This is a genomic window from Streptomyces sp. NPDC037301, from assembly GCF_055602785.1.
On record NZ_JBVJWD010000002.1, the window covers coordinates 334,925 to 359,458 of the forward strand.

23 protein-coding genes and 1 pseudogene are annotated in these 24,534 nt (G+C 70.8%); 11 read left to right on the top strand and 13 right to left on the bottom strand.

Going from position 1 to position 24,534, the window contains the following annotated elements; genetic code table 11:
* Positions 1 to 63 precede the first annotated feature (63 nt).
* From ACZ7IB_RS04840 to ACZ7IB_RS04875, 8 genes are all read right to left on the bottom strand, one after another.
* The gene (locus ACZ7IB_RS04840) at positions 64 to 1,140 is read right to left on the bottom strand and encodes a HAMP domain-containing sensor histidine kinase (RefSeq protein WP_383039470.1); all 1,077 of its coding nucleotides are present in this window, start codon (positions 1,138 to 1,140) and stop codon (positions 64 to 66) included.
* On the bottom strand, positions 1,137 to 1,874 hold the full coding sequence (locus ACZ7IB_RS04845; RefSeq protein WP_030079431.1) for a response regulator transcription factor: 738 nt from the start codon (positions 1,872 to 1,874) through the stop codon (positions 1,137 to 1,139). The genes ACZ7IB_RS04840 and ACZ7IB_RS04845 overlap by 4 nt, the downstream gene beginning before the upstream one ends.
* Before the next feature lie 224 nt (positions 1,875 to 2,098).
* A complete protein-coding gene (locus ACZ7IB_RS04850) occupies positions 2,099 to 2,791 on the bottom strand; it encodes a spermidine synthase family protein (RefSeq protein WP_470909184.1) in 693 nt (230 codons plus the stop codon).
* Between the two features lie 187 nt (positions 2,792 to 2,978).
* Positions 2,979 to 3,602 carry a hypothetical protein gene (locus ACZ7IB_RS04855; RefSeq protein ID WP_470909186.1) on the bottom strand — a complete coding sequence of 208 codons (624 nt, stop codon included), beginning with the start codon at positions 3,600 to 3,602 and terminating at the stop codon, positions 2,979 to 2,981.
* Complete coding sequence (locus ACZ7IB_RS04860) at positions 3,599 to 4,903, bottom strand: hypothetical protein (RefSeq protein WP_470909188.1); 1,305 nt, start codon at positions 4,901 to 4,903, stop codon at positions 3,599 to 3,601. The genes ACZ7IB_RS04855 and ACZ7IB_RS04860 overlap by 4 nt, the downstream gene beginning before the upstream one ends.
* Complete coding sequence (locus tag ACZ7IB_RS04865; RefSeq protein WP_470909190.1) at positions 4,900 to 5,700, bottom strand: ABC transporter ATP-binding protein; 801 nt, start codon at positions 5,698 to 5,700, stop codon at positions 4,900 to 4,902. The genes ACZ7IB_RS04860 and ACZ7IB_RS04865 overlap by 4 nt, the downstream gene beginning before the upstream one ends.
* Positions 5,701 to 5,710: 10 nt before the next feature.
* Entirely contained in the window at positions 5,711 to 6,649 is a 939-nt protein-coding gene (locus tag ACZ7IB_RS04870; RefSeq protein WP_470909192.1) for a zf-HC2 domain-containing protein, read from the bottom strand.
* Positions 6,650 to 6,663: 14 nt separating this feature from the next.
* Complete coding sequence (locus ACZ7IB_RS04875; protein ID WP_470909193.1) at positions 6,664 to 7,275, bottom strand: RNA polymerase sigma factor; 612 nt, start codon at positions 7,273 to 7,275, stop codon at positions 6,664 to 6,666.
* Positions 7,276 to 7,409: 134 nt separating this feature from the next.
* Between ACZ7IB_RS04875 and ACZ7IB_RS04880 the strand changes: the two genes are divergently transcribed.
* Positions 7,410 to 8,219 carry a rhomboid-like protein gene (locus tag ACZ7IB_RS04880; protein WP_470909194.1) on the top strand — a complete coding sequence of 270 codons (810 nt, stop codon included), beginning with the start codon at positions 7,410 to 7,412 and terminating at the stop codon, positions 8,217 to 8,219.
* Here the strand turns inward: ACZ7IB_RS04880 and ACZ7IB_RS04885 are convergent.
* Both ACZ7IB_RS04885 and ACZ7IB_RS04890 read right to left on the bottom strand, forming a co-directional pair.
* The gene (locus ACZ7IB_RS04885; RefSeq protein WP_470909195.1) at positions 8,146 to 8,955 is read right to left on the bottom strand and encodes a nucleotidyltransferase; all 810 of its coding nucleotides are present in this window, start codon (positions 8,953 to 8,955) and stop codon (positions 8,146 to 8,148) included. The genes ACZ7IB_RS04880 and ACZ7IB_RS04885 overlap by 74 nt on opposite strands.
* A 256-nt stretch (positions 8,956 to 9,211) precedes the next feature.
* On the bottom strand, positions 9,212 to 10,147 hold the full coding sequence (locus tag ACZ7IB_RS04890) for a LysR family transcriptional regulator (RefSeq protein WP_470909196.1): 936 nt from the start codon (positions 10,145 to 10,147) through the stop codon (positions 9,212 to 9,214).
* A 134-nt stretch (positions 10,148 to 10,281) separates the two neighbouring features.
* On the opposite strand from ACZ7IB_RS04890, the pseudogene ACZ7IB_RS04895 reads away from it, so the two are divergent.
* The 4 genes and pseudogenes from ACZ7IB_RS04895 to lon form a co-directional block, all read left to right on the top strand.
* A pseudogene (locus ACZ7IB_RS04895) lies at positions 10,282 to 10,587 on the top strand (MFS transporter); the annotation flags it as partial.
* A gap of 98 nt (positions 10,588 to 10,685) precedes the next feature.
* Complete coding sequence (locus ACZ7IB_RS04900) at positions 10,686 to 11,060, top strand: PadR family transcriptional regulator (protein WP_470909198.1); 375 nt, start codon at positions 10,686 to 10,688, stop codon at positions 11,058 to 11,060.
* Positions 11,057 to 11,653, top strand: a complete 597-nt coding sequence (locus ACZ7IB_RS04905) for an HAAS signaling domain-containing protein (protein WP_470909200.1) — start codon at positions 11,057 to 11,059, stop codon at positions 11,651 to 11,653. Before ACZ7IB_RS04900 ends, ACZ7IB_RS04905 begins: the two co-directional genes overlap by 4 nt.
* Positions 11,654 to 11,979: 326 nt before the next feature.
* Positions 11,980 to 14,448: an endopeptidase La gene (lon, locus tag ACZ7IB_RS04910; protein WP_470909202.1), complete on the top strand. Its 2,469-nt coding sequence runs from the start codon at positions 11,980 to 11,982 to the stop codon at positions 14,446 to 14,448.
* A gap of 123 nt (positions 14,449 to 14,571) precedes the next feature.
* On the opposite strand, the gene ACZ7IB_RS04915 is transcribed toward lon, so the two are convergent.
* Positions 14,572 to 15,330 carry a polysaccharide deacetylase family protein gene (locus ACZ7IB_RS04915; protein ID WP_470909525.1) on the bottom strand — a complete coding sequence of 253 codons (759 nt, stop codon included), beginning with the start codon at positions 15,328 to 15,330 and terminating at the stop codon, positions 14,572 to 14,574.
* Between the two features lie 225 nt (positions 15,331 to 15,555).
* Positions 15,556 to 16,413, bottom strand: coding sequence for a lysozyme (locus ACZ7IB_RS04920; protein WP_470909204.1), 858 nt, complete (start codon positions 16,411 to 16,413; stop codon positions 15,556 to 15,558).
* A 227-nt stretch (positions 16,414 to 16,640) separates the two neighbouring features.
* On the opposite strand from ACZ7IB_RS04920, the gene ACZ7IB_RS04925 reads away from it, so the two are divergent.
* Positions 16,641 to 17,138, top strand: a complete 498-nt coding sequence (locus ACZ7IB_RS04925) for a MarR family winged helix-turn-helix transcriptional regulator (RefSeq protein ID WP_470909206.1) — start codon at positions 16,641 to 16,643, stop codon at positions 17,136 to 17,138.
* Between the two features lie 29 nt (positions 17,139 to 17,167).
* Here ACZ7IB_RS04925 and ACZ7IB_RS04930 read toward each other — a convergent pair whose 3' ends face one another.
* Entirely contained in the window at positions 17,168 to 17,953 is a 786-nt protein-coding gene (locus tag ACZ7IB_RS04930; RefSeq protein ID WP_470909208.1) for a hypothetical protein, read from the bottom strand.
* A gap of 365 nt (positions 17,954 to 18,318) precedes the next feature.
* Between ACZ7IB_RS04930 and ACZ7IB_RS04935 the strand changes: the two genes are divergently transcribed.
* From ACZ7IB_RS04935 to ACZ7IB_RS04955, 5 genes are all read left to right on the top strand, one after another.
* Complete coding sequence (locus ACZ7IB_RS04935; protein WP_470909527.1) at positions 18,319 to 21,339, top strand: sensor histidine kinase; 3,021 nt, start codon at positions 18,319 to 18,321, stop codon at positions 21,337 to 21,339.
* Positions 21,336 to 21,815: a roadblock/LC7 domain-containing protein gene (locus tag ACZ7IB_RS04940; protein WP_470909210.1), complete on the top strand. Its 480-nt coding sequence runs from the start codon at positions 21,336 to 21,338 to the stop codon at positions 21,813 to 21,815. The genes ACZ7IB_RS04935 and ACZ7IB_RS04940 overlap by 4 nt, the downstream gene beginning before the upstream one ends.
* A complete protein-coding gene (locus ACZ7IB_RS04945) occupies positions 21,812 to 22,225 on the top strand; it encodes a DUF742 domain-containing protein (RefSeq protein WP_037689183.1) in 414 nt (137 codons plus the stop codon). Before ACZ7IB_RS04940 ends, ACZ7IB_RS04945 begins: the two co-directional genes overlap by 4 nt.
* The gene (locus ACZ7IB_RS04950) at positions 22,206 to 22,856 is read left to right on the top strand and encodes a GTP-binding protein (protein WP_470909212.1); all 651 of its coding nucleotides are present in this window, start codon (positions 22,206 to 22,208) and stop codon (positions 22,854 to 22,856) included. Before ACZ7IB_RS04945 ends, ACZ7IB_RS04950 begins: the two co-directional genes overlap by 20 nt.
* A 69-nt stretch (positions 22,857 to 22,925) precedes the next feature.
* Positions 22,926 to 24,161, top strand: coding sequence for a styrene monooxygenase/indole monooxygenase family protein (locus ACZ7IB_RS04955; RefSeq protein ID WP_470909214.1), 1,236 nt, complete (start codon positions 22,926 to 22,928; stop codon positions 24,159 to 24,161).
* Positions 24,162 to 24,534: the final 373 nt, after the last annotated feature.

The following is a 24,534-nucleotide window of genomic DNA, read 5'->3' on the forward strand; positions in this document are numbered from 1 at the left end:
CCCCCTGGACCGTACCCCCTGAACAGAACACGTAGAACGTGCCCTTCCGGTTCGAACCCTATGTCAGCCTCGCGGTTGCCGGATCCCCGGAAGAGTGACCTGGATGCGGCAACCGCGAGCGGATTCGGCCACGCCGATCCGTCCGCCGTGCAGATCCACCGCCCAGCGGGCGATCGCCAGGCCCAGGCCCGTACCGCCGTCGCTGCCCGGACCGTGCGGGGACGGCACCTCGCCGCGGTTGAAACGCTCGAAGACGCGGTGCCGCTCGGACTCAGGAATGCCCGGGCCCTCGTCCAGGACCTCCAGTGCCAGGGATTCCGGTCCGGCCCCGCGCCGGGCCAGCACGGTGACCCGGCCGTGCGGCGGGCTGTGCTTGACAGCGTTGTCGATCAGATTGGCCACGACCTGGTGCAGGCGTTCCGCATCCGCGTGCGCGGTCAGCTCGGGCGGCGACACATCCAGATGCAGATGTACGTCCTTGCGGGTGTGATTCCCGGAGCCGGAGGACAGCCGGCGGTGCGAGGCGGCGAGGTTCGCCTCCTTCAGCACACCCGACAGATACGGCCACACCTCGAAACGGCGGGCCTTCAGCGTGACCACCCCGCTGTCCAGGCGGGACAGGTCCAGCAGCGTCTCCACCAGCCTGCCGAGCCGCTCGGTCTGCTTCAGGGCCGTGCGCATCGTCTCCGGATCGGCCGAGGACACCCCGTCCACGACGTTCTCCAGCACGGCTCTCAGCGCCGCGATGGGTGTTCGTAGCTCATGCGACACATTGGCCACCAGCTCCTTCCGGTGCCGGTCCACGGCCTCCAGATCGTCCGCCATGCGGTTGATCGTCTGGGCCAGATCGCCGAGCTCGTCACGCCGGTCGGCGCCGCTCACCCGTCTGGTGTAGTCACCGTGCGATATCGACCGGGCCACGGTCGTCATCTCGTCGAGCGGCGCAGTCAGACCGTGCGCCACGAACTGGGTGATCAACAGGGTCGCGATCACCGAGAACACCGTGATGAAGCGCAGTTCGGTCCTGGTGCGCACGGCCACCATCAGCAGCCCGGTGGTGATGAACACGGAGACCACCACGAGCGTGCCCAGCTTGGCCTTGACCGAGAAAGGGCGCAGTCCGGAACCGGGCCGGGTCATGGTGCCGGGGTCTCCAGGGCGTAGCCGACACCGTGCACGGTACGGATCCGCTCCGCACCGATCTTCCGGCGCAGCGCCTTGATGTGGCTGTCGACGGTACGGGTGCCGGAGGCGTCCGCCCAGTCCCAGACCTCGGCCAGCAGCTGCTCCCGGGAGAGCACCGCACGCGGGGTGTTGGCCAGGCAGACCAGCAGATCGAACTCGGTCGGCGTGAGGTGGACGTCTTCGGCGCGCACCCGGACCCGGCGCTGCGCGTGATCGATCTCCAGCTCGCCGAGGCGCAGTATGCCGCTGCGCGGCGTCACCGCGGCCAGTGCCGCACGCTCGACCCGGCGCAGCAGGACGTGTACCCGGGCCGCCAGCTCGCGCATCGAGAACGGCTTGGTCATGTAGTCGTCGGCGCCGACCCCGAGGCCGACCAGCATGTCGGTCTCGTCGTCCCTGGCGGTCAGCATCAGTACCGGCACCGGCCGCTGGGCCTGCACACGGCGGCAGACCTCCAGGCCGTCGAAGCCGGGGAGCATGATGTCGAGCACCATCAGATCGGGCTGCCATGCCTCGGCCGCGTCCACGGCCGCGGGTCCGTCGAGTGCGGTCTGCACCAGAAAGCCCTCGGCCCGCAGCCGGGCGGAAATGGCATCGACGATTGTGGCGTCGTCCTCGACCACCAGCACCCGGCGCTGCGCGCCCGGCGTGGCCGCGACACCGTTGTGGGTGGTGTGTGTCTGTTCCATCGCCCCGCCCCTGCCCGCTCTCACGGGGGCCATTCCCCCGGACGCACGGTCTTCGCTTGTGGATTTCGTGGGTGATCCCCGTTACCGGTCAGCAGCGTAAAGGCAGCGGACTGCTCTCGGCTACGCAGGGTGTAACGGCTTCGGCGCGACGAAGTGGCGGAGTGTCGGCCTTGTGACGCTTGGCCCCCGGGCGTCCGGGGGCCACGGATACCCGGTGGGGGCTCTCAGCCCGTCCGAAGTGCGAGATGCACCACGTCGGGAACACCTCGGGCAACACTTACCTCTTCCGTCCTAACCCCACTGAATCCGGCATTCTGCAAAGCCTGTTCGAACTCGGCGGATGGTTGGGCGGACCACACCGCGAGAACGCCGCCCGGCGTCAGTCGCTCCCGGCAGTCCGCCAGACCGGCGGGGGAGTACAGGCTCGTGTTGTCCTCTGTGACTGTCCAGTCCGGTCCGTTGTCGATGTCCAGGCACAGGGCGTCGTAACGGTCCGTAGTCGTGCGCAGGTACGAAATGAGATCCGTCGTCAGGATCGCGGTCCGCGGATCGGCGAGCGCCGCACCGGAGATCCCGGCCAACGGCCCCTCCAGATGCCAGTCCACGATCGCCTGCTCCCGCTCGACGACGGCGATCCGCCCCCACCGCGGCTCGGCGGCGGCCCGGACGAGCGAGAACCCCACCCCGAGACCCCCGATGAGCACCGACGGTGCCTCCCGGTCGGCCGGCAGCGCGGCCAGCGCCGCGTCGATCAGCAGCCGCTCGGAACGCCCGTCGGAGGTGTCCATCAGAAAGCACCCGTTGGCGATGATCTCGAAGTCGTCCCCCCGCTCCCGCAGAACGACCTCGCCGTAAGGGCCTTCGCGGCGGTCGAGCGTGACGGGGGCGAGGGTGTCGGGGCCGTGGATGTCGGGCATGGTGCGAGTCTCCGGTGGATGGCGGACAGGTTCACCGCCATCCTGGCCGCTCGGCGCGGTCGGGGGCCAGCGCATTGCCGGATCCGCCCGTTCCACCCGATCCGTCCGGGGGAGCGTGCACCGTTGTGCGGCCCGGGGCGTGCGACGGACGAGAGTTACGCGCTCTGGGGGCGTGGAACGTCCAGGGTTACGCGCTCTCCGGGCGCGCGCCGCGCACCGCGAGGAGGGCCGCCCCGATCACGTACGCCGTCAGGGCCACCGCCCACGCCGCACCCTGCGGACCCGGCTGCATCGGCCAGGCCCACACCGCCGCTGCGCCGCCCGGGGTGTGGGGAGCCGCCAGATAGACGGCGCCGCCGTAGACCGTCATCGGCAGCCAGCTCAGCCGGGCACCGATCAGGGCGGCGGAGGCCGCGGCCACCCCGGTCGCGCCGAGCACATTGCGCACCATGCCCGGTGCGCCGAACTCCTCCGGGTGCCCGGGGACCGCCGACGCGAGCGCCCCGGTCGCGAGCACGGTCAGTACGAGCAGATGCAGCAGCCGGCGCGGCCACCAGCGGCGTACGGCGGTCCGGTCCAGCTCGTCGCTGTGCGCGTGCAGGCTGGTGCCGATCGCGGCGGAGGCGAGCAGCGGGGCCAGCACGATGACCGGGACACGGGCGGTGTGGTCGAAGTGCGGCTGGTCCTGCAGCCAGTGGGCCGCCCAGGCGGCGACGAGGACGATGCAGGTCAGGGCGGCGGTGGTGAGGGGGAGGGCGCGGGAGCGGATATAGAGGAGGGGGAGTGCGGCGTGGGTCGGCCGATGGCTCACAGGACCGGGACCTCCGAGGGCGTGCAGCGCTGCGGGGTGGCCAGGAAGCGGCCGATCCAGGCCCTGCGGTCAGCGTCCGGCATGGCCTTGAGACGGGCGAGATAGCGCGAATCCGGAGACCACGTCGAGTCTTCGCCGGTCAGCCAGCTCAGCACCGCGTCGGCCGTGCGTGCCACACGCTCGGCCTCCTTCTTCAGGTCCTTCCCACGCGGGCCGGCCTGGCAGTCGCGGTTCACCAGACCCAAGGCGGTTTCCGAGGCGTACCTGCGGGGATCGGTCAGCCGGTTCCGTGTGATGCCCCAGCCGCGCGTCACGTAGGCGAGAGTGGCTTCGCCGTCCTTCGGGCCGGACCCGTTGTCCACGTATCTGACCGGTGCGCCCGGGACTCCCTCCAGCCGCGAGAACACCCCCTGCAGCGCCTCGGACGCCTGGGGGAGTACCGAGGCGTCGGAGGCTCTCATGCAGATCTGCGGTGTGCCGGGGGCGGCCTTCGTGCAGACCCTGCGCGCCACGGCCGGATCGTCCCGGAACAGGTCCTCGCCCGTGTGCGCGATCAATGTTCCGGCCGCGATCGCCAGGGCGAGCGGAACAACGGCCAGGTGGCGCCGCCGCGCCGCGTACCCGAGGAGCACGGCGGCGGCGATACCGCCCGTCCACGCCACCAGAACCGGGGCGAACCACCAGACCGGTACGTATCCGTTCAGGCGGACTTCCTGTGCCGGGCTCAGGTATCGGGCTGCCGTGTCCAGATAGCCCGGGAACCCCTGGACGACGTACGCGCACACCGCCGACAGCGGAGCGATCAGCCGCCACCGCACCAGCCTGCCGACGACGAAGCCCACGAAACCGATGGACAGCAGGAAGCCGAGATCCGTGACGACGATCGAGACGGACGGGCTGCCGGCCCCGGTGTACGGTGCGGTCGCCGCGAACACCACGGCCAGCGCGAACAGATACCCGGCCGCCGCCCACAGCGCGATCGGTGCCGCGGCCGTCGTCACCTGCGCGAGCCGGCTGCGCGGTACCGAGAGCAGCAGCTCGGCGGTGCGGCGGCGGTGCTCCCGGCCGCCCTGCCAACAGGCCGCCGCGGCGACGAGCGGACCGCCGAGCAGCGCCGCCGCCGTGTGCACCTGGCTCTGCGTCTCCCCCCAGCTGCCCTGCCACTGGGGCGCCTTGCCCCACAGCGGAACGAGGAGGGTGAGGGCGACTGCCAGCCCGGTCCAGGGGGCGATCCCGCGCCGGAGCTCGGCCCCCAGCGCGGTGTGCGTCCGACGGCGTACCGGTGCTTCGGGGTTCGTCATCGGTGCGCCACCGCCGCCCGGTGCGCCCGCAGCGCAGCGGTGTAGCCGCGCTCGATCGGGTTGCCGTCCGGCCCGTCCGCTCCGGTGCCCGCGCCGCCGAGGGCCGTCAGCTCCTGCGTCGTACCCCGGTACGCGATCCGGCCCGTCTCGATCAGAGTCACATCGGTGCAGGCCGCGGCGACATCCTCGACCAGATGGGTCGAGACGATCACGGTGGACGTGCTGCCCAGCTCGCGTATCAGCGCCCGGAACTCGACCCGCTGCTCCGGGTCGAGACCGGCGGTCGGCTCATCGAACAGCAGCAGGTCCGGAGCGTTGACGATCGCCTGGGCGATGCCGACGCGCCGCACCATCCCGCCCGACAGGGTCTTCACCGGGGCGTCGATCCGGTCCGCCAGACCCACCCGGGCCACTGCGAGCTCCACGGCCGCGGGCACCGCCGCCGCGTCCATCTCCTTGAGCCAGGCCACATAGGCGACGAACTCGCGGACGGTGAAGCCCGGGTAGTACCCGAACTCCTGCGGCAGATAGCCGAGCTTGCGCCGGACCGCCGCCCGGCTGCGGTGGCCGGACTTCGCACCGACCTCGTTGCCGAGCAGCTCCACCCGGCCGCCGGACGGTGCGGCGACCGTCGCGAGCACCCGGATCAGCGAGGTCTTGCCCGCCCCGTTCGGTCCGAGGAGCCCGTGCACACCGGGTGCGAAGTCGAGGTCGACGGCGTCGAGCACGGTCGTTCTGCGGTGCCGCACGGTCAGTTTCCTGACCTTGACCGTGCTCATGAGTGTGGTGCTGTTCATGCGTTCACGCTCACAACGTCTCCAGATGGTCGAAGGATCTACGGCGTGCGGCGAGCAGCGCGGCGAACACCAGCGCCCCGGCCGCCCAGCCGCCCTGTGCGGCGGGCCCTGCGAAGTACTTCGCGGCTTCGGCCGCAGGCTCGCCGATCTCCGGGGGAGAGGCGGCGAAGACAGGCAGGAGCACGGCGGCAGCCCAGGCCACGGCGACGGACGAGGCGCCGGTACGGCAGCCGACATACGAACCGAGGGCGAGCGCCGCCAGCGTCATCGCCAGCCCCGGCAGCAGCCATGCCGCTGGGCCCGGCCCCCCGGCGGACGGGGGCAGCGCGGCCCCGGCGAGGGTGAGCGCCGGGATGCTCACGCCGAGCACCGCGGCGGTTCTCGTCAGCAGCAGCCGCAGCCCGCCGGACGGGGTGGCGGCGGTGATCTCGTGCATCGGGTCCGTGTGCCGTCCGTAGGAGACGACGACCCCGGCGACCGGCAGCACCGGCGCGATGACGAGGAGCAGCGGCCGTGTGGCCGCGCCGAGCCCGGCCCCGTACGCCAGAGTGAGGGCACCTACGGCCACCAGCACCAGCGCCAGCAGCCACGCACCGCGCAGTGCGGGTCCGGCGGCCCACAGCAGACGCCCGGTGCGGGTGGCGGACCCGGGAAGGCGGACGCGATCGTTCAGGACGGCCTCGGTTGCGGACGCGAGGGAACGGACCCGGTTGCTCCGGACGGGCCGACTTTCCGGTGTCCCTTCCGCCGCCACCGCGGCCAGTACCCCCGCCCGCACCCCGTCCAGCAGCGCCGCCACCTCCTGCCGTGCCCGTACCGCCGCCGAGACCCGTGCCGCACACCCCACGCACGTCTCCACGTGCTTCTCCAGGGACCAGGCATCCGTCTCCGCCACCGAACCGGCTGCGTACCGGTCGGCCAGTTCTCCGCCCACATGCCAGTGGGTCATACCGTCGCCTCCCCTCATGCCGTGCCCCCCAGCGGACCGGCTTCCGGCGCCAGCAGTTCCAGCGCGGCGCGCAGCTCGCGTCTGGCCCGCATTGCCCGGGTCTTGACCGTTCCTTCCGGTATGTCCAGAAGCCGGGCCGCCTCACGGGTCGTCAGCCCGTCGATGACCGTCGCGCGCAGGACCTCGCGCAGCTCCGGCGAGATCCGGTCGAGTGCGGCGCCCACATCCCCGTACTCCAGACCGGCCAGCACCCGCTCCTCGGCGGACGGCGCGGCGGCTGCCCACTTCTTGCTCCCGGCCCGCTCGGCCTCGGCCCGTGCGGCGAGATCGGCGCGGGCGTGGACCCGCTGCGCATCCACCAGCCGGCGCGAGGCGATCACCCAGAGCCAACCGCCGATCTGCCCCCCGCGGTGCGATCCGGCGGAGCGCCAGGCCGTCACGAAGGTGTCCTGAAGGACTTCCCGTACGGTCTCGGTATCCGCGCACCGTCTGCTGAGCCGGGCGAGCAGCCAGCCGGCGTGCCGGTCGTAGAGCGTCGCCAGGGCCGCCGTATCCCCCTGCGCGACGGCACGCAGCAGCGCGTCGTCGTCATTTCGGTCCTCCCCCGGGGGGCGCAACAGGTTCACACTCCCTCTATCGAGCACCGGACCCGAGTCGGTTCATACGTGACTCATGTGGTTCACGCCATAGACGGCGCGAGGGACGATCACGGAGGGTGGAACGTTGCTTCGGGGGCCGGTACGGAAAGGGGCCTCGCACGGTGCATCAGGGTACGGACGGGGCGGTTCGCGAAGAAGAGCTCTCGGCGCCGCTGCTCGACGCCATACCGCGTCAGCGCCGTACGGAAGAGCCCGCCGTTCCTGCGGATCGCAAGGCCCGCCGGTGGCTGCGGCTGCTGCCGACGCCCACCGGTACCCCGTTCACCTTCGGGTATCTGCTGGTGCTCGTCGCCACGTCCCTCTTCATGGAGTACGCCGATCCGGACACCGTCTCCGCCGTACTGCGCGAATCGAGCACGGATGTCGCGCACCTCGGCGAGACCCCGCTCCTCGTCCTGGCCGCCAGTGCCCTGTGGGTCGTCGGCGGGCTCACCTCCCCGTACGTCCTCGGCTTCGCTCTTGTGCTGACCGCCCTGGAACGCCGCATCGGGGGGTGGCGCACCGCCGGTGTGTTCCTGCTCGGTCATGTCGCGGCGACGCTCGCCACGGAGATCCCGGTCGGGCTGTCCGTGGTGGCCGGTCATCTGCCGGAGTCCTCGCTGCACAGACTCGACTACGGCATCAGCTTCGGGCTGATGGCGAGCGTGGGTGCGCTCGCCGGGCTGCTCACGCCGTGGCTCCGGGGGCTGGTGCTCGGCGGGGTCGGTGCGATGCTGCTGCGCGATCTGTTCGAACTCAGCAACCCCCTCGCCAACTGGGGCCATCCGCTGGCGCTGCTGCTGGGCGTGGCCTGCTGGCCGCTGCTGCGCCGGGCCGGTGCGGTCACAGGAGTGGTGGTCAGGGGCGTGGGGCCTTCTCGCCGTGCACCGCGAGATACTCGGCTGCCAGCCAGGGCGCCAGATCGTCGATGAGCATCGCGAGGACGGCCGGGTCGGCGGAGGGAGCGCGGCCCGTGCGCGCGGCCACCCGCATCTGCTCGATCCGCTCCGGGTAGTAGCGGGCGAACACCTCGGCGGACTCCACCAGATCGCTGGTCCAGCCGCCCCACCGCGGCATGACCAGGGTGAAGCCCGACCGGACGATACGGCGGGCGGCGCCGCGGCTGAGGTTTCGGCGTTCGGAGTCCGTGGTGGCTTCGGCGGCCCTCCGCTGCCGGCGCGGGAGCGAGAGGTAGAGGTCGCCGTTGGTCTCGCGGGCGATCAGCGGGGTGGGACGATAGCGCGGAAGCTGTACGGCGAGGTCCTCGCCCAGCAGCGGGGTGCAGAGACAGGCGAGGAAGAAGCCGAGGTCATTGCGTTCGAGTTCGCTGGTGAGGGTGTCGGCGCCGAACAGCAGGATGCCGACGCCGTCGATCTGGCCGAACGAGGCGTCCAGCCCGGCCTCGACGGCCCGGGCCGCCGCCTCGTCGGCCTCCGTGGGCCCGGTGTGCAGGGCGAGCAGCAGGTCCAGATCGGAGACACCGGGAACGGCCGTGCCGCGCGGAATGCTGCCGTAGATGTACGCGCTGTGCAGCCGCGCGGCGCCGAACGCTTCGGCGATCCGGGCGCGGGCCGCCGCCACCACGGGGGCGAAGGCCGCCGGCACCCGGCTCAGCGAGCCCTCCCGCCGGATGGTGCCGTCCGGATTCATTCCTCGGTCGTCGTTCATACCGGCACTCTGCCCGGTGTTCCGTCCAACTCGCAGTGGCAGGTCGATCTGTACGTCATGATCCGCCGGGATCACCGAGAGGGGATGCCTTGATCCGGGGCTGCGCAAAGTCCCGCCGGGCCGGAGGTGCGACGGCATGCCGGACTGGAGCCCGGTCGGTCTTGATCGCCTTTCGCGCTGAGCCGCATGACTGTCTGTCTCGCCCTCGAGTCACCGTCCGTCGATCCGACCACGATGATCGAAGACGTGGCGGCGTTCAGCGCGGAATCACCCAGCCCGGCGCCCAGGTCCCGGCGGCGTCGTGGCCGGCCGCTGTGGCGGCGAGGTGGGCGCGGAGGGTGGCCAGCGCTGGGTGGGGGTTGTCGCGGTGCCAGAGGAGCGAGTGCGGGTAGACGGGCGTCGGGTCGGTCACCGGGATGCGGCGCAGGCCGAGGCCGGCGGGCCAGACGAGGCGAGTCTGCCCGCCCATGAAGGTGGCCAGGGCCGGGGTGTCGGCGACGGTGTCGAGGAGCGCGTCGGAGCCGAAGTTGGGGCCGGTCGCCTCGATGGTGATGCCGAACTCGGCGACGAGGTCGTCGTAGTAGGCGGCCCACTCGGTACCGGGGACGATGCCAGGCATCCAGATCCGGTGCTCGGCGAGCTGAGCGACGGTCACCGACCGGGCGCCCGCCAGCGCGTGGGCGGGGCCGGTGAGGAGCTGGAGCGGCTCGTCGAGCACCCGGACGGACTCGATGTCCTCGGGAAGGGGCCGGCCGGGCACGGCGACGGCGCGGAAGGACGCGTCGATCGCACCGGACCGGATGGCGGCGACGGCCGTCTCGATGTCGAACAGCCACACCACGTCGAGCTCGATCTCGGGGTGCGCGCGGTGGAATTCGCGCATCAGGCCCGACGCCGCGCCGCGCGAGGCGATCACGTCGACGCGCAGCGGACGGCGGCCGGGGCACACGGACGCGACCGCGCGCTCGGCGACGCGCAGCAGCTCGCGCGCGTGGGGCAGGAACGCCTGCCCGTCGATGGTGAGCTCGGCACCGCGCGCGGTGCGGGTGAACAGCCGCACGCCGAGGTTGCGCTCCAGCGCGGCGATGCGCTTGGAGACGGCCTGCTGGGTGACCGCCAGCTCGGCGGCGGCCTCCTGGAACTGCCCCGCGCCGGCGGCGGCGACGAAGGTCCGGACGATGTCGAGATCCATGTCGGCACCCTATGGCCACAACCGTTGGTTGTGGCCAGGCGGTCCTGCGGTTGTTTGATCCCCGGGTGTGGCGCCCGCCTTGATGCTTCCGATCGCGGATCGGTTGTGCGAGTGAGTGGCGAGGGGCGGCGGGCATGAGGAGCGGGCACCGGCTGGGGCGGCGGTTCGGGTGGCGCTGGGGAGCGTACGGGACCAGCGCGCTCGGCACGTGGCTCGCCTTCGGCGCGTTCCCGCTGATCGCCATCCAGGTGCTGCACGCCGGACCGGCCGAGGTCGCCGCGCTCTCCTCCGTGGGGGCTGCGGTGGGCGCGGCCGTGGCGGTGCCGCTCGGCCCGTGGGTGGAGTTCCGCCGCAAGCGGCCGGTGCTGATCGCGATGGACCGGGTGCGGTTCGCGGCGCTGCTGACGATCCCCGCCGCGTTCGCGCTCGGCGCGCCCACGACCCGGAAGGTCGTAGGTACCAGCATCGCCGGTCTGATGGGTTAAGGGGATCCGCCCCCCTTTCCCACCCGCTTGCCTCACCAGGTATCTTGCATCGCATGGAACCAGGTGATTCGGCCAAGCAGGCCCGGGCAGCCGCCCAGTTGCGCAAGGGTGTCCTGGAGTACTGCGTACTCGCCCTGATGCGGGACCGCCCCCGCTACGGCGTGGAACTCCTCCACGCCCTGGAGGACTCCGGCGCCCTGGCCACCAGCCAGGGCACGGTCTACCCGCTGCTCTCCCGGCTCCGCCGCGACGACCTGGTCGCCACCACCTGGCAGGAATCTGCCTCCGGACCACCCCGTCGCTACTACGCGCTCACCGACAGCGGCCGGGCCGCGCTCGACGAGTTCACCCGCGTCTGGCCCGGCTTCCGCAACGCCGTCGACGCCTTCCTGACCACCCCGCACCCCTCCACCGGAGACCTCGCATGAAGACCTCTGCCGACCCCGTACGCGACTACCTCTCCGCCGTCGAGCGCGAGGGCTCCGCACTCCCCGCCGACCGTCGCCAGGAACTCCTCGCCGACCTCGCCGAACACATTGAGGTGACGCGCGCCGAGCGTCCCGACGCCGCGATCGGCGAGATCCTCGCGGAGCTGGGGGACCCCCGCACGATCGCGGCAACGGCGCTGGCCGAGGCAGGGAACGGGGCCGCCGGGGCCTCGGCCCGGAGCGGTGCCGGTGCACCCGCCCGGCGCGGCAAGGTGCACCCCCTGGTCCCGCTCCTGATGCTCACCCTCTCGCTGCCCTTCATGATGGTCTTCCCCGACCTCCCCGGGCCGCTGTTCGGCGTCCTGTTCCGCGTCACCGGCGCGGTACTTCTCTGCACCTCGGTGCACTGGACCGCCGTCCAGAAGACCACCGGCGTACTGCTTACCGCCGTCCTGCCGAGCGCCGTCATCGCCACCTGGAACCTGGCCGGCGGCGGCCCGGCGGGCGACGCCCCGGCCCTCCTGGCCAACCTGGCGATGCTCGCTCTGCTGGCCGGCACGGCAGCATGGCTCTTGCGGGTCCGCCGCGCCTGAGACGTTGTTTCCGGTCTGCGGGTTCGTCAAGAGCTGTTGGGCGACTGGCGCGGTGACGGAGGGTGGCCGGTCAGCGGGTGATGGGGCGGGTCATGAGGGTGAGGGCGGTCATCACCCTTACGCCCGCGATACTTCAGCAGCTCAAGCAACGGTATTGGCCGGTGTCCACGACGTAGCGGATCGCGTCGACGACCTCCCGGCGCGGGTGCTTCTCCGGCGACCCCGGATCGGGGCCGATCGCTCACAGCGAACATGCATCGGGGAACAATAGGTGGCTCAGGAGCATTGAGTCTGCATAACTCAACTTGACTGCCGAAGGGGAGATCATGGCTACCGAGTCCGATGCGGTCACTCCGCTCGCCCTGCCCGTGCTGCCGCTCGACGACGAGGTCGTGCTGCCCGGGATGGTGGTGCCTCTGGACCTGTCCGACAGCGACGTACGCGCTGCCGTGGAAGCCGCACAGGCCGCAGCCCGCGAGGGCGGCGGCAAGCCCGAGGTGCTTCTTGTGCCGCGGATCGACGGGACGTACACCGGCACCGGTGTCATCGGCACCGTCGAACAGGTCGGACGGCTTTCGGACGGGGATCCGGGCGCGCTCATCCGCGGCCGTGGCCGGGTACGGATCGGGGCCGGGACCAGCGGACCGGGTGCCGCGCTCTGGGTGGAAGGGACACGGGTCGACGCGGTCGTCCCCGATCCTTCCCCAGCCTCGAACAAGCTCGGCCGGGGAGACCCCATTCCCGGAGCCGCCGCCGAGCTGGTCAAGGAGTACAAGGCGCTCGCCACCAGCTGGCTGAAGAAGCGCGGCGCGTGGCAGGTCGTGGACCGGGTCCAGCAGATCGAGGACATCTCCGCGCTCGCCGACAATTCCGGCTACTCACCCTTCCTCACCACTGCCCAGAAGGTGCAGCTCCTGGAGACCGTGGACGCGGTCGCCCGGCTGAAGCTCGCCATCCAGTGGCTCGGTGAACACCTTGCCGAGCAGGACGTCGCCGAGTCCATCGCCAAGGACGTCCAGGAGGGCGTCGACAAGCAGCAGCGCGAGTTCCTGCTGCGGCGCCAGTTGGAAGCCGTACGCAAGGAGCTCGCCGATCTCAATGGCGGTCCTGGTTCCGGCGCAGACGAGTCCGACGACTACCGGGCCCGCGTCGAGGCCGCCGATCTTCCCGAGCACGTCCGTGAGGCCGCCCTCAAGGAGGTCGACAAGCTGGAGCGCTCGTCCGACCAGAGCCCCGAGGGCTCCTGGATCAGGACCTGGCTCGACACCGTCCTCGAACTGCCGTGGACCGAGCGGACCGAGGACGCGTACGACATCCGTGGCGCCCAGGCGGTCCTCGACGCCGAGCACGCGGGCCTGCAGGACGTGAAGGAGCGGATCACCGAGTACCTGGCGGTACGCAAGCGGCGTTCCGAGCGCGGTCTCGGCGTCGTCGGCGGGCGGCGCGGCGGTGCCGTGCTGGCGCTGGTGGGTCCGCCGGGCGTGGGCAAGACCTCGCTCGGTGAATCCGTCGCGCACGCCATGGGACGCAAGTTCGTCCGCGTCGCGCTCGGCGGTGTACGGGACGAGGCGGAGATCCGCGGCCACCGGCGTACCTACGTCGGTGCCCTGCCGGGACGTATCGTCCGGGCCATCAAGGAGGCCGGTTCGATGAACCCGGTCGTCCTGCTCGACGAGATCGACAAGGTCGGCTCCGACTTCCGGGGCGACCCGGCCGCCGCCCTCCTCGAAGTCCTCGACCCGGCGCAGAACCACACCTTCCGCGACCACTACCTGGAGGTCGAACTCGACCTCAGCGATGTCGTCTTCCTGGCGACGGCCAATGTGCTCGAAGCCATCCCGGAGGCCCTGCTCGACCGTATGGAGCTGGTCAGGCTCGACGGCTACACCGAGGACGAGAAGGTCGTCATCGCCCGCGACCACCTGCTCCCGCGCCAGCTGGAGCGGGCCGGTCTGGAGAAGGACGAGGTGACGCTCGACGAGTCCGCGCTGCGCAAGCTGGCCGGTGAGTACACCCGTGAAGCGGGCGTACGAAACCTGGAGCGGGCCGTCGCCCGGCTGCTCCGCAAGGTCGCGGCCCAGCACGAACTGGGTGACCGGGAACTCCCGTTCACGGTCACCGATGCGGATCTGCGCGGTCTGATCGGCCGGCCGCACCACGTCCCCGAGTCCGCCCAGGACCCGGCCGAGCGCCGCACCGCGGTGCCGGGCGTGGCCACCGGACTCGCGGTGACCGGTGCCGGTGGTGATGTGCTGTTCGTGGAGGCGTCGCTGGCCGACCCGGAGACCGGGGCGTCCGGACTGACCCTCACCGGTCAGCTCGGCGACGTCATGAAGGAGTCCGCGCAGATCGCGCTGAGCTTCCTGCGGTCGCACGGCGCGGAGCTGGAGCTGCCGGTCGCGGATCTGAAGGACCGCGGCGTGCACATCCACTTCCCGGCGGGCGCGGTCCCGAAGGACGGCCCGAGCGCCGGCATCACCATGACGACTGCGCTGGCCTCGCTGCTCTCCGGACGGCTGGTCCGTACGGATGTGGCGATGACCGGTGAGGTCTCGCTCACCGGACGGGTGCTGCCGATCGGCGGCCTGAAGCAGAAGCTGCTGGCCGCGCACCGAGCCGGGATCACCACCGTGGTGATCCCGAAGCGGAACGAGGCCGACCTGGACGACGTCCCGGCCGAGGTCCTGGACACCCTGGAGGTCCACCCGGTGACGGACGTCCGCCAGGTGCTGGAGATCGCCCTCGCCCCGGCCTCCGCGGCCAGGCCCGAGGAGAGGATCCCGGCCGCGGCGTAGGCGCCATGGCGTGACGGGCGTGGCACCACGTGCGCGACCGGTACGGACGGCCCGCCTTCCCGGCAACGGGTGGGCGGGCCGTTCCGCGTGCGCCTGGAGGTCTCGCTTTTCGGGACGTACGGCTCAGGGGCGGTAGATGGTCCCCGGGACCGGCTCCGCGGGCGCCATCAGCTGCGGGACGGTGACGAAGGTGTAGCCCTGCTTCTTCAGCGCGTCGATGATGCCCGGTACGGCGGGCACCGTCCCCTTGTAGATGTCGTGCAGCAGGATGATGCCGTCCCGGCCGGCCTGGTCCAGGATGCGCTTCTTGATCAGAGCCGAGTCGGTCGTGGAGTAGTCCTTGGCGGTCGCGCTCCACAGGATCTGGGAGAGCCCCAGGTCCTTGCTGATGTCCGAGACGGTGTCGTCGGTACGGCCCTGCGGCGGGCGCATCAGGCGCGGCTTCTTGCCGGTGATCTCCGCTATCGCGTCCTGCGTCTTCTCCAGCTCGGCGCGTATCTCGGCGGGCTTCTTGTCCGTCAGGATCTCGTGGGACCAGGTGTGGTTGGCCACCTCGTGCCCCTCGGCGGCGAGCCTGCGCACGGTGTCGGGGTGCTTCTTGACGTGGTTCTTGCCCAGCAGGAAGAAGGTCGCGTGCACCTTCTTCTCCTTGAGGATGTCCAGCAGATGCGGGGTGTCCTCGCCCGGTCCCGCGTCGAAGGTCAGGGCTATGCACTTCGCCTTGCGGCAGTCCACGGGGCCGAAGGAGCCCTTGGCGTCGGAGCCCGCGTCGCCGCGCGCGGAGGCCGGCGCCGTGGTCTGCATGGAGCAGCCGCTCAGCGTCAGAGTGAGTGCCGTCACAAGAGCGGCGGCCAACCCCGTACCGATCGACTTCGTCTTCATGGACAAGGCGGGTCACTCCTCCGTAGCTGAACAAGGCGCACGGTGTGCGGCAGAGAAGGACTATACACACGACGTATACACGGGTGTATATGGGGACTTCGCTGTCGGCTCGGAGGGTGAAATGCCTGGTCAGGGGGCGCGAAAAGGGAAGAGCCCCGGCGACTGGGCGGGTCGCCGGGGCTCTGCTGTGCGAAGCGTCGGACCGGGCGGGCGCGGCAGGCCGGCTCAGCCGTTGGCGAGGGCCTGTACGCGGTCGAGGGCGCCGTTGAAGTGGTTGTGGTCGCCGACGTAGGGGCCGGACGAGGTGTACTGCCAGATCGTGTAGTAGCTCCAGCCGGCCGGGAGTTCGCCGACCGTGGTGTTGTAGCGGGCCACCCACAGCGGGTTGGTGGCGCCGAAGCTCGCATTGTTCCCGGTGCAGGTCTGCCACCAGCTGGTCGCGGTGTAGATGACCGCGTCGCGCCCGGTGCGCGCCTTGTAGGTGTTCACGAAGTCTCGGATCCAGGACACCATGCCCGCCTGGGTCTTGCCGTAGCACTGCGCGCCGTACGGGTTCCACTCGATGTCGAGCACGCCGGGCAGGGTCTTGCCGTCCTTCGACCAGCCGCCCCCGTGGTCCACGAAGTAGTTGGCCTGGACGGCGCCGCTCGTGGTGTCCGGGGTGGCGAAGTGGTACGCGCCCCGGATCATGCCGATGTTGTACGAGCCGTTGTACTGCTGGGCGAAGTACGGGTTCGTGTAGTACGTGCCCTCCGTGGCCTTGGTGTAGGCCCACTTCACGCCGCTGTTCCAGAGGGTCGCCCAGTCGACGTTGCCCTGGTGGCCGCTGACGTCCACGCCTTCGGTCTGGACGGCGCGGGTGTCGCGCGGCAGTCCGCCCTGGCCGTCGTGTGCGACGACGCCCATGCCCATCGTGGCCGTGCCGCGCGCGGGCTTCTTGGTCGCGGCGGCGGTGTCGTGGGTGCCCGCGGCGCTCGCCGCGCCGGGCAGGGCGAGGAGGAGGGAGAGGGCTGCGAGCAGGGTGCCGGCCGCGGCGAAGCGCGAGCGGCGGGATGTTCCGGATCTGGATCTGAGCACCGGCATGTGAGTGCCTCCGAGGCCTTGGTGGGGGGACGTGCTGATCCCAGGGGGACGCCGGGCGAACCCCTGTCGGCATGTCATGGTGTGAACATGCCATGCATGAAGCTACGCACGTAGACCCGCGCTGCGGAAGGGGGCCTGAGTGCTGCCGTTGGTCTACGCCTGCGAAATACTGGCCAAGCTGCGGCGATGACCAGCGGCGAAAGAAACTTTCAGCGGCAGGAAAGCTCATGAGGGGTGTTGACGTGCACGGGAGCGGAAGCGGTAGTGAACCCGGCGCGAACGGAGAAAGTGGTGTGGACCACGCATTCCTTGCCCTGGAACGGGAGTTGGCCGTCTTTCTGCGCCGGGCGCGGGCCAACTCCGGGGAAATGGCGCGCGAGGTCCACCCCGAACTGGAGGCCGCCGCATACGGACTTCTCGTACGGCTGGAGTCGGCCGGGCAGCAGCGGGCCACCGATCTCGCGGCCTACTTCGGGGTCGGCAAGGCGACCATGAGCCGTCAACTGCGTGCTCTGGAGGCCCTCGGACTGGTGGCCCGCGAGCCCGATCCGGCCGACGGCCGGGCCTCCCTCGTCCACCTCACCGCCGAGGGGCTGGCCCGCTACCGCAGCGTCCGCGACGCCCGACGCGACCGCTATGTGCGCAAGCTCGCCGACTGGGACCGGACCGAGGTGGCCGAACTGGCCCGGCTGCTGCACCACTTGAACGCCCGGGCCGAGGACTGACGCCCCGGCCCGCCCTCCCCGGTGCGCCGTCACAGCACCGCGTAGACCGCCGTCGCGTCGTCGTGGGTCTTGCTGCGGCGCAGATACGTGCGCTCCGTGTCCGCGCCCTCCAGCGCCCTGACGCGGTCGATCAGTCCCTGTGGGCCTTCCTTGTGGAGCACCCCGAGGCAGTCCGCCCAGTCGCCGGCGCGGAACATCTCGGTCCAGCGGGCCGCCCCGTCGGTCAGCGCGGCCAGCGCCCGTACCTGGCCGAGCGGGGTGCGCCCGACGACCGCGCGGGCCGCCACGGAGGGGTCGGCGGCGGCGGTGAAGAAGCCGCCCTCCTTGTTGCGTACCTGCGCGTCGGTGATCGCTTCGTCGGCCAGAGAGCCCGGCGGCAGGCGGTCCAGCCGGTCGTCGAGGAGGGGGTGCACGGTTCCGTCCGGCGCCTCGAACAACAGTACGGAATCAGACAGCACCAGGTGCTCGATCCCGTGTTCGTCCCAGCGCGCCATGACGACCGTCGCCTGCGGCGTCCTCGCGTGAGAAAGGTCACACGAGGAGCGATGTGTATCGGCGGTGTGCCGGATGGACTCGGCCAGGATCTCCTGGAGGGTCAGATCCCGTCGCGAACCGGACAGTTCGACCAGTGAGCCGCCCAGCCGTGCGGTGAACCAGGGGACCGAGTGCACACAACCGTCGTCACCCTGCGGCGGGGTCACTCCGTCGAGCAGGATCAGCGTCCCGCCCTGGCCGGAAGCGGGCAGCGCGGTGGCGGCCCAGTCCTCGTTCGGTCGTTCAGCGCTACCGGCGACGGTGGCGAGTTCGATTCGCATACAGCCAGTCTGCACGACGCCTTCACGGGCCCTGCACTGCGCATGGTTGGCCCGTACCAGCAGGTCAGATGGATGTCCGGAGCGGAAGGAAAGGCTCCGTGCGGCGTGCGGGCGGGCATCCTGCCAAAGCCTGGGCGGAAGTTCCAGCCGACGGCCCAGGTGTGCCGGACGCGACCTCTGGGGAGACTTGTTCGTCAACTCCGGAGTGATGTTCACTCGTTCAGGTGGCGGAGTGGTTGATGCGCGCCCCCCTCTCAAAAGCACTGGAATGGTCAGAAGCCGTACCAGGGGACGGGGCGCTCGTTCACATGTGACCGTGCGTCACCTCTGCTTCAAGGGCGGACGAGTCAAGAATGCGAGCACCGGTGCAGAAGAAGCGGCCTCGGAGCAAGGGCAGCAAACACAGTGGTTCCGGGGTGACGCCTCCGGCACCCGCCGAGAGCGAGAGCACCCGGCGCACCGTGCGCGTACGCAGCCGGCTGGTTGCCGGTGTCGCGGTCGTCGGTATCACTGTCATCGCCGCGGGCGCACCCGCGGCCCTCAGTGCTTCCTCCGACCTGAACGACTCGCAGCGGCTGGTCACCCTCGCCGAGCTGAACCAGCAGGCCATCGCGCTCGCACACGCCCTCGCGGACGAGCGTGACGAAGTCACCGCCTACATCGCGGCCGGCCGTGAAGAGAAGTCCGGCCCCACTGCGGAGGGCAAGGGCGACCCCGGCAGCCGGAGCGCCCGCGTCGACCAGCAGGTGGACGAGATCAGGGGTGCGGCCCCGGCCGCACTGCGCCGCGACCTCTCCGCCATTCCCTCCCTGCGCCGCGACGCGCTCAGCGGCAAGGGCACCGCGCTGGAGGCCCATCAGGCGTACTCCGAGGTCATCGCCAAGCTCCACGACCTCGCCGACGAGCTCGCCGAGAAGACCCCGCCGCGGGCCGCCGAGTCCACCCGCGCCCCGCTCGCCCTCGGCCAGGCCACCGAGCAGGCCTCAGCCACCCGCGGGCTGCTGATCGCCGCGCTGTCCGTACCCCGCAAGGTCACGACCTCGCAGATCGACCAGATCACCGGGCTGCCCGTCCAGAACCAGGACACGGGCAGCAGCAAGGACGACCGCACCCGTGACGAGCTGAGCGCCGCCGCCCAGCAGGCCCGGGTCCGCGAACTCTCCTCGCTCGCCGACTTCGACCAGGCCGCGGGCTCCACCGCCCGCGACAAGCTGTCGTCCACCGTCACCGGGCCCGAGGTCAACAGCGCGGAGAAGTACCTCAAATCCCTCACCAGCCGCCCCGAGCTGTCGGACTCCGACCAGAAGGCCAACAGCAAGAAGGTCGAGGCGGCACTCTCCGCCCGGATCGACCGGATGCGCAGTGTCGAGTCCGCCCTCGGCACCGCACAGGTCCAGCGCCTGGAGCAGCTGCGCGACGACGACGTCACCGCGCTGGAACTGCGGATCGCGCTGCTCGGCGGCTGTCTGCTGATCGCCGTCGGCGTCTCCACCGCCGTGGCCCGCACCCTCACCCAGCCGCTCGCCGTCCTGCGGATCGGTGCCGCCCGCCTCGCCGCGGAACCCGCCACCGCCGAACCGGTCCGCTACACCGGCCGCAACGACGAGTTCGCCCAGGTCGTACGGTCCATCAACGCCCTGCACGGCCAGCTGCACGGACTGCTCCACGAGTTCAACGGCCGCTTCGAGAGCCTGCAGACCGAGCGTGCCGAGCTGATCGCCGGACGCGAGGCCCTCACCGTCCAGCGCGCCGAACTCCAGGTCATGGCCTCCGACCTCACCGCCCAGCTGGAGCGGCTGAAGAACACGGTCCACCACACCTTCGTCAACCTCTCGCTGCGCACCCTCGGCCTCGTCGAGCGTCAGCTCGGTGTCATCGAGAGCCTGGAGGAGCGGGAGCACGACCCGGAGCGGCTGGCCACCCTCTTCAAGCTCGACCACATGGCCACGGTCATGCGCCGCCACAGCGAGAACATGCTGGTCCTCGCCGGCGCCGAGCACGGCCACGGCCATGCGGGCCCGATCCCGCTGGTCGACGTGTTGCGTGCGGCCGTCTCCGAGATCGAGCGGTACGAGCGGGTCACCATCCAGTCCCTGCCGCCGCACGCCCAGATCGCCGGTTTCGCCGCGGACGACCTCAGCCACCTCGTCGCCGAACTCCTGGAGAACGCGACCTCCTTCTCACCGCCGGATTCCCATGTCCTGCTCTCCGGCTGGCTGCTGGAGACCGGCGAGGTGATGCTCTCCGTCCAGGACGAGGGCATCGGGATGTCCGCCGTACGGATGGGCGAGCTCAACACCAGGCTCGGCGACCCCACGTTGTTCGAGGCGGGCGAACAGAGTGCGGACAGGGCCGGGCTCGGACTCCAGGTCACCTCCCTGCTGGCCGCGCGCCACGGTGTACGGGTCCAGCTGCGCGACCACATGGGCACCGGCGGGGTCACGGCGGTCGTCGTCCTGCCCAAGACCCTGCTGCCGAAGGCGCCACCGGCTGCCACGCCACCGCCGGTGAAGGTCCCCGGGGACGCCCCCGCGCTGAACCTGCCGGGGTCGGTCGCCGAGGCCAACTCCAACGCACTGCCGGAGCGTACGCTCGCCCTGCCCGACGACCCGCTGATCGCCGCGGCCGAGCAGACGATCCGCGAGTCCGGGGCCACCTCCGAGCCCGTGTCCGGGCCCGCGGCGGGCAACGCCCCCGCACCCGCTCCGGCCGCCGTCGAGGCCGAGACCACGATGCAGGTACGGCTCCCGGTGGTTCCGGAGTTCGCGGACGTCCCCGAGTTCACGGCGCCCGACCCGTACGCCGTCGGCCCCGACCGCCACGAGCGCACAGTCGACGAGTCCCCGGAGCCGTACACCGCCCCGGCCCCGGCTCCCGTGTCCGCCCCGGAGCCGTACACCGCCCCGGCCCCGGCTCCCGTGTCCGCCCCGGAGCCGTACACCGCACCCGCCCCGGCCCCGGCTCCCGTGTCCGCCCCGGAGCCGTACACCGCACCCGCCCCGGCCCCCGCGCCCGTCGCCGACGCCCTGCCCGGCCCCCGGCAGCCGGAGCAGCACTCGCAGCCGCAACAGGAGCGCATCACCGACAAGGGGCTGCCCAAGCGCACCCCCAAGGTCGTCAAGCCCACCACGGCACCCAGCACCGAGCGCAAGGGCAGCCTGGACAAGGAAGCGCTGCGCCGTCGGCTCGGCGGCTTCCACCAGGGCGCGAAGGACGGCCGCCGGGACGTCGAGGCGGAGATCGCCGAGATCACGGCGACCCAGCCGTTCCCCGGGGCCCCCGCACGCGCCGGGCGCTCCACACTTACCGAGCACAGTGACCCGGCCGACCCCAGCGACGGCCGAACCGATGAGACGGGGGACACAGTCAAGGAGGCACGCAGTTGACTGCGCCCAGCACATTCGGGCTGAGTACCGAGGCCCGGAACCTTCACTGGTTGCTGAGCAATCTGGTGGAGGAGGTGCCAGGGGTCCACTCGGTCACCGTCGTCTCGTCCGACGGACTGATGCTGCTCTCCTCCGACCCCGGCCATCTGACCACTCAGGGCACCGGTCGGCAGGACGGCCCCAAGGGCTCCAGCGCCGACCTGGCCACCATCGTCTCCGGCATCGGCAGCCTCACCGTCGGCGCCGCCAAGCTGATGGGCGGCGGCGGTGTCAAGCAGACCATGGTCGCCATGGACGAGGGCAGCGTCTTCGTCATGTCGATCAGCGACGGCTCGCTGCTCGGTGTGCACGCCACCCCGGACTGCGACATGAGTGTCATCGCCTACCACATGGCGCTCTTCGTCGGCCGAGCCGGACACGTACTCACCCCCGAACTCCGCAGTGAACTGCGCAAATCGATGGAGAGCGCCCAGTGACGCCCGCTGCTGAACCCGCCCGAAGGCTTCCTGTCCGCGGGTCCGACCGAAGGCCCGCACGGGTCCGCCCGTACTCGCTCACCGGCGGTCGCACCCGCTTCGGCCACGTTCTGCTCGTCGAGACGTTCGTCGCCGCGCTGGAAGCGCCCGAGGAGCGCCGCGAGCTGACCAACGGCAACCTGGCCACCCGTGTCATGCCGGAGCTCCAGGCCATCGTCGAAATCTGCCGCCGGATGCGTACGGTCGCTGAGATCTCCGCCCTGTTGAAGATGCCGCTCGGCGTGGTCCGGGTGCTGCTCAGCGACTTGGCCGACCAGGGAAAGATCCGCGTGTACGGGACCGGTCACGGCACCGGCCAGCCCGACCGCGCACTGCTCGAAAGGGTGCTCAATGGACTCCGCCGTCTCTGAGTCGCCGCTCTTCGCCCCGCGTCAGCCGGGGGCCAAGGACCAGGCCGAAGAATCGCTGCAGACCTGGCAGTTGGACCACACCAGGGCCCCCATCGCCACGAAGATCGTGGTCGCGGGCGGGTTCGGCGTGGGCAAGACGACCTTCGTGGGGTCGGTCTCCGAGATCACCCCGCTGAGGACCGAAGCGATGATGACCCAGGCCAGCGAGGAGACCGACGATCTCTCCGCGACACCCGACAAGGTCACCACGACCGTCGCGATGGACTTCGGCCGGCTCACGCTCGACGACGACCTCGTGCTGTACGTGTTCGGCACACCGGGCCAGCAGCGCTTCTGGTTCATGTGGGACGATCTGGTGCGCGGCGCGATCGGTGCGGTCGTGCTCGCCGACACCCGGCGGCTCGCCGACTGCTTCCCCGCACTCGACTACTTCGAGAGCTGCGGCCTGCCGTACATCGTCGCCGTCAACCACTTCGAAGGAACGCCGGGGTTCGAGGCGGAGGACGTCAGGGAGGCCCTGACTGTGCCGCCGCACGTGCCTGTTGTGATCATGGACGCGCGTAACAGGATCACCGTCGTCGAGTCGCTGCTGGCCCTAGTCGGCCACGCCCTCGACGCCACCCCGGCATAGGAGGGCGCTGAAGATCGAGGATCTTCAGTAGCCTCCTGGCTCGCACGCAACACGTAACGGAGAACCGCGATGCGGAAGATACTCATAGTCGGAGCCGGTCAGTCCGGTCTCCAGCTCGCCCTCGGACTGCAGTCCCGAGGGTACGAAGTCACCCTGATGTCCAACCGCACCGCCGACGAGATCCGCTCCGGACGGGTCATGTCGACGCAGTGCATGTTCGACACGGCGCTCCAGTACGAGCGTGACTACCAGCTCAACTTCTGGGAGTCCCAGGCCCCGCGCATCGAGGGCCTCGGCGTCTCGGTCGCCGCGCCCGACTCCTCGCGCGCCGTCGACTGGGTCGGAAAGCTGGACGGCTTCGCCCAGTCCGTCGACCAGCGCGTGAAGATGGCCGGCTGGATGGAGACCTTCGCCCAGCGCGGCGGACAGCTCGTCATCCACGGTGCCGCCGTCTCCGACCTGGACTACTTCTCCCGCACCTACGACCTGGTGATGGTCTCCGCGGGCAAGGGCGAGCTGGTCTCCATGTTCGGCAGGGACGCGTCCCGTTCGCCGTTCGACGCCCCGCAGCGCGCCCTGGCCGTCGCGTACGTCCACGGCATGGGCCCGCGCCCCGAGCACCCCGAGTTCGACGCGGTCCGCTGCAACCTGGTTCCCGGCGTCGGCGAGCTCTTCGTGATGCCGACCCTGACCACGTCCGGCCGCGCCGACATCCTGTTCTGGGAGGGCATCCCGGGCGGCCCGCTCGACGTGTTCCAGGGCATCAAGGACCCCTCCGAGCACCTCGCCAAGACGCTGGAGCTCCTGGAGCGGTTCCTGCCGTGGGAGTACGCCCGCGCCACCAAGGTCGAACTGACCGACGCCAACGGCACCCTGGCGGGACGCTACGCCCCGACCGTTCGCAAGCCGATCGGCCGGCTGCCCAGCGGCGGTCTGGTGCTCGGTGTGGCGGACGTCGTCGTCGCCAACGACCCGGTCACCGGCCAGGGCTCCAACTCGGCCTCCAAGTGCGCCAACGCGTACCTGGAGTCGATCATCGAGCACGGCGACCGGGAGTTCGACGCGGACTGGATGCAGGCCACGTTCGACCGTTACTGGGACACCGCGCAGCACGTCGTGAAGTGGACCAACGCGATGCTCGGCGTTCCGCCGGAGCACGTGCTGAACCTGATCGGCGCAGCCGGCCAGCTCCAGCCGGTCGCCAACCGCTTCGCCAACGGCTTCAACAACCCGGCGGACTTCGAGAACTTCTTCTTCGACCCGGAGAAGACGAACGCGTACCTCGCCTCGGTGTCCGGGGCCTGATCTACCGCCTGACCTGCGAAGTAGCGGTCAGCGTTGGTGAACGTTGGTGGCTGTGGGCCACCCTCGGACGGCCCACAGACGGCCCGGCCGGACAAGCAAGAGGAGCACCACGCCGCACCACGGGGCGGGTGCTCCTCTTGTTGTTCGGCGGAACGCCGCCCGGTGGTCGCGCCGCGCAGCGGCTCCTTCTTCACTCTGTGAGGCGCACCGCACTACAACAGACACCCCTCTTTTTTCCTAAGTAAGGAAAGTCTGCGTCACAGCGTCACCAGAAGACCCGAAACGGCCCCTGAGCTGCTGCGATAGGCGTGACGCAGAGCGGCTTCGGCTGCGTCATCCTGCGTCATCTGCGTCACGCCGTGCGTCATCAGTG

What these genes read in the sequence shown, in the direction of transcription:
- ACZ7IB_RS04840 (WP_383039470.1), bottom strand. Translation starts at nt 1,140, where the DNA reads ATGACCCGGCCCGGTTCCGGACTGCGCCCTTTCTCGGTCAAGGCCAAG.
- ACZ7IB_RS04845 (WP_030079431.1), bottom strand. Translation starts at nt 1,874, where the DNA reads ATGGAACAGACACACACCACCCACAACGGTGTCGCGGCCACGCCGGGC.
- ACZ7IB_RS04850 (WP_470909184.1), bottom strand. Translation starts at nt 2,791, where the DNA reads ATGCCCGACATCCACGGCCCCGACACCCTCGCCCCCGTCACGCTCGAC.
- ACZ7IB_RS04860 (WP_470909188.1), bottom strand. Translation starts at nt 4,903, where the DNA reads ATGACGAACCCCGAAGCACCGGTACGCCGTCGGACGCACACCGCGCTG.
- ACZ7IB_RS04865 (WP_470909190.1), bottom strand. Translation starts at nt 5,700, where the DNA reads ATGAACAGCACCACACTCATGAGCACGGTCAAGGTCAGGAAACTGACC.
- ACZ7IB_RS04870 (WP_470909192.1), bottom strand. Translation starts at nt 6,649, where the DNA reads ATGACCCACTGGCATGTGGGCGGAGAACTGGCCGACCGGTACGCAGCC.
- ACZ7IB_RS04885 (WP_470909195.1), bottom strand. Translation starts at nt 8,955, where the DNA reads ATGAACGACGACCGAGGAATGAATCCGGACGGCACCATCCGGCGGGAG.
- ACZ7IB_RS04890 (WP_470909196.1), bottom strand. Translation starts at nt 10,147, where the DNA reads ATGGATCTCGACATCGTCCGGACCTTCGTCGCCGCCGCCGGCGCGGGG.
- ACZ7IB_RS04900 (WP_470909198.1), top strand. Translation starts at nt 10,686, where the DNA reads ATGGAACCAGGTGATTCGGCCAAGCAGGCCCGGGCAGCCGCCCAGTTG.
- ACZ7IB_RS04905 (WP_470909200.1), top strand. Translation starts at nt 11,057, where the DNA reads ATGAAGACCTCTGCCGACCCCGTACGCGACTACCTCTCCGCCGTCGAG.
- lon (WP_470909202.1), top strand. Translation starts at nt 11,980, where the DNA reads ATGGCTACCGAGTCCGATGCGGTCACTCCGCTCGCCCTGCCCGTGCTG.
- ACZ7IB_RS04915 (WP_470909525.1), bottom strand. Translation starts at nt 15,330, where the DNA reads ATGAAGACGAAGTCGATCGGTACGGGGTTGGCCGCCGCTCTTGTGACG.
- ACZ7IB_RS04920 (WP_470909204.1), bottom strand. Translation starts at nt 16,413, where the DNA reads ATGCCGGTGCTCAGATCCAGATCCGGAACATCCCGCCGCTCGCGCTTC.
- ACZ7IB_RS04925 (WP_470909206.1), top strand. Translation starts at nt 16,641, where the DNA reads ATGAGGGGTGTTGACGTGCACGGGAGCGGAAGCGGTAGTGAACCCGGC.
- ACZ7IB_RS04930 (WP_470909208.1), bottom strand. Translation starts at nt 17,953, where the DNA reads ATGCGAATCGAACTCGCCACCGTCGCCGGTAGCGCTGAACGACCGAAC.
- ACZ7IB_RS04950 (WP_470909212.1), top strand. Translation starts at nt 22,206, where the DNA reads ATGGACTCCGCCGTCTCTGAGTCGCCGCTCTTCGCCCCGCGTCAGCCG.
- ACZ7IB_RS04955 (WP_470909214.1), top strand. Translation starts at nt 22,926, where the DNA reads ATGCGGAAGATACTCATAGTCGGAGCCGGTCAGTCCGGTCTCCAGCTC.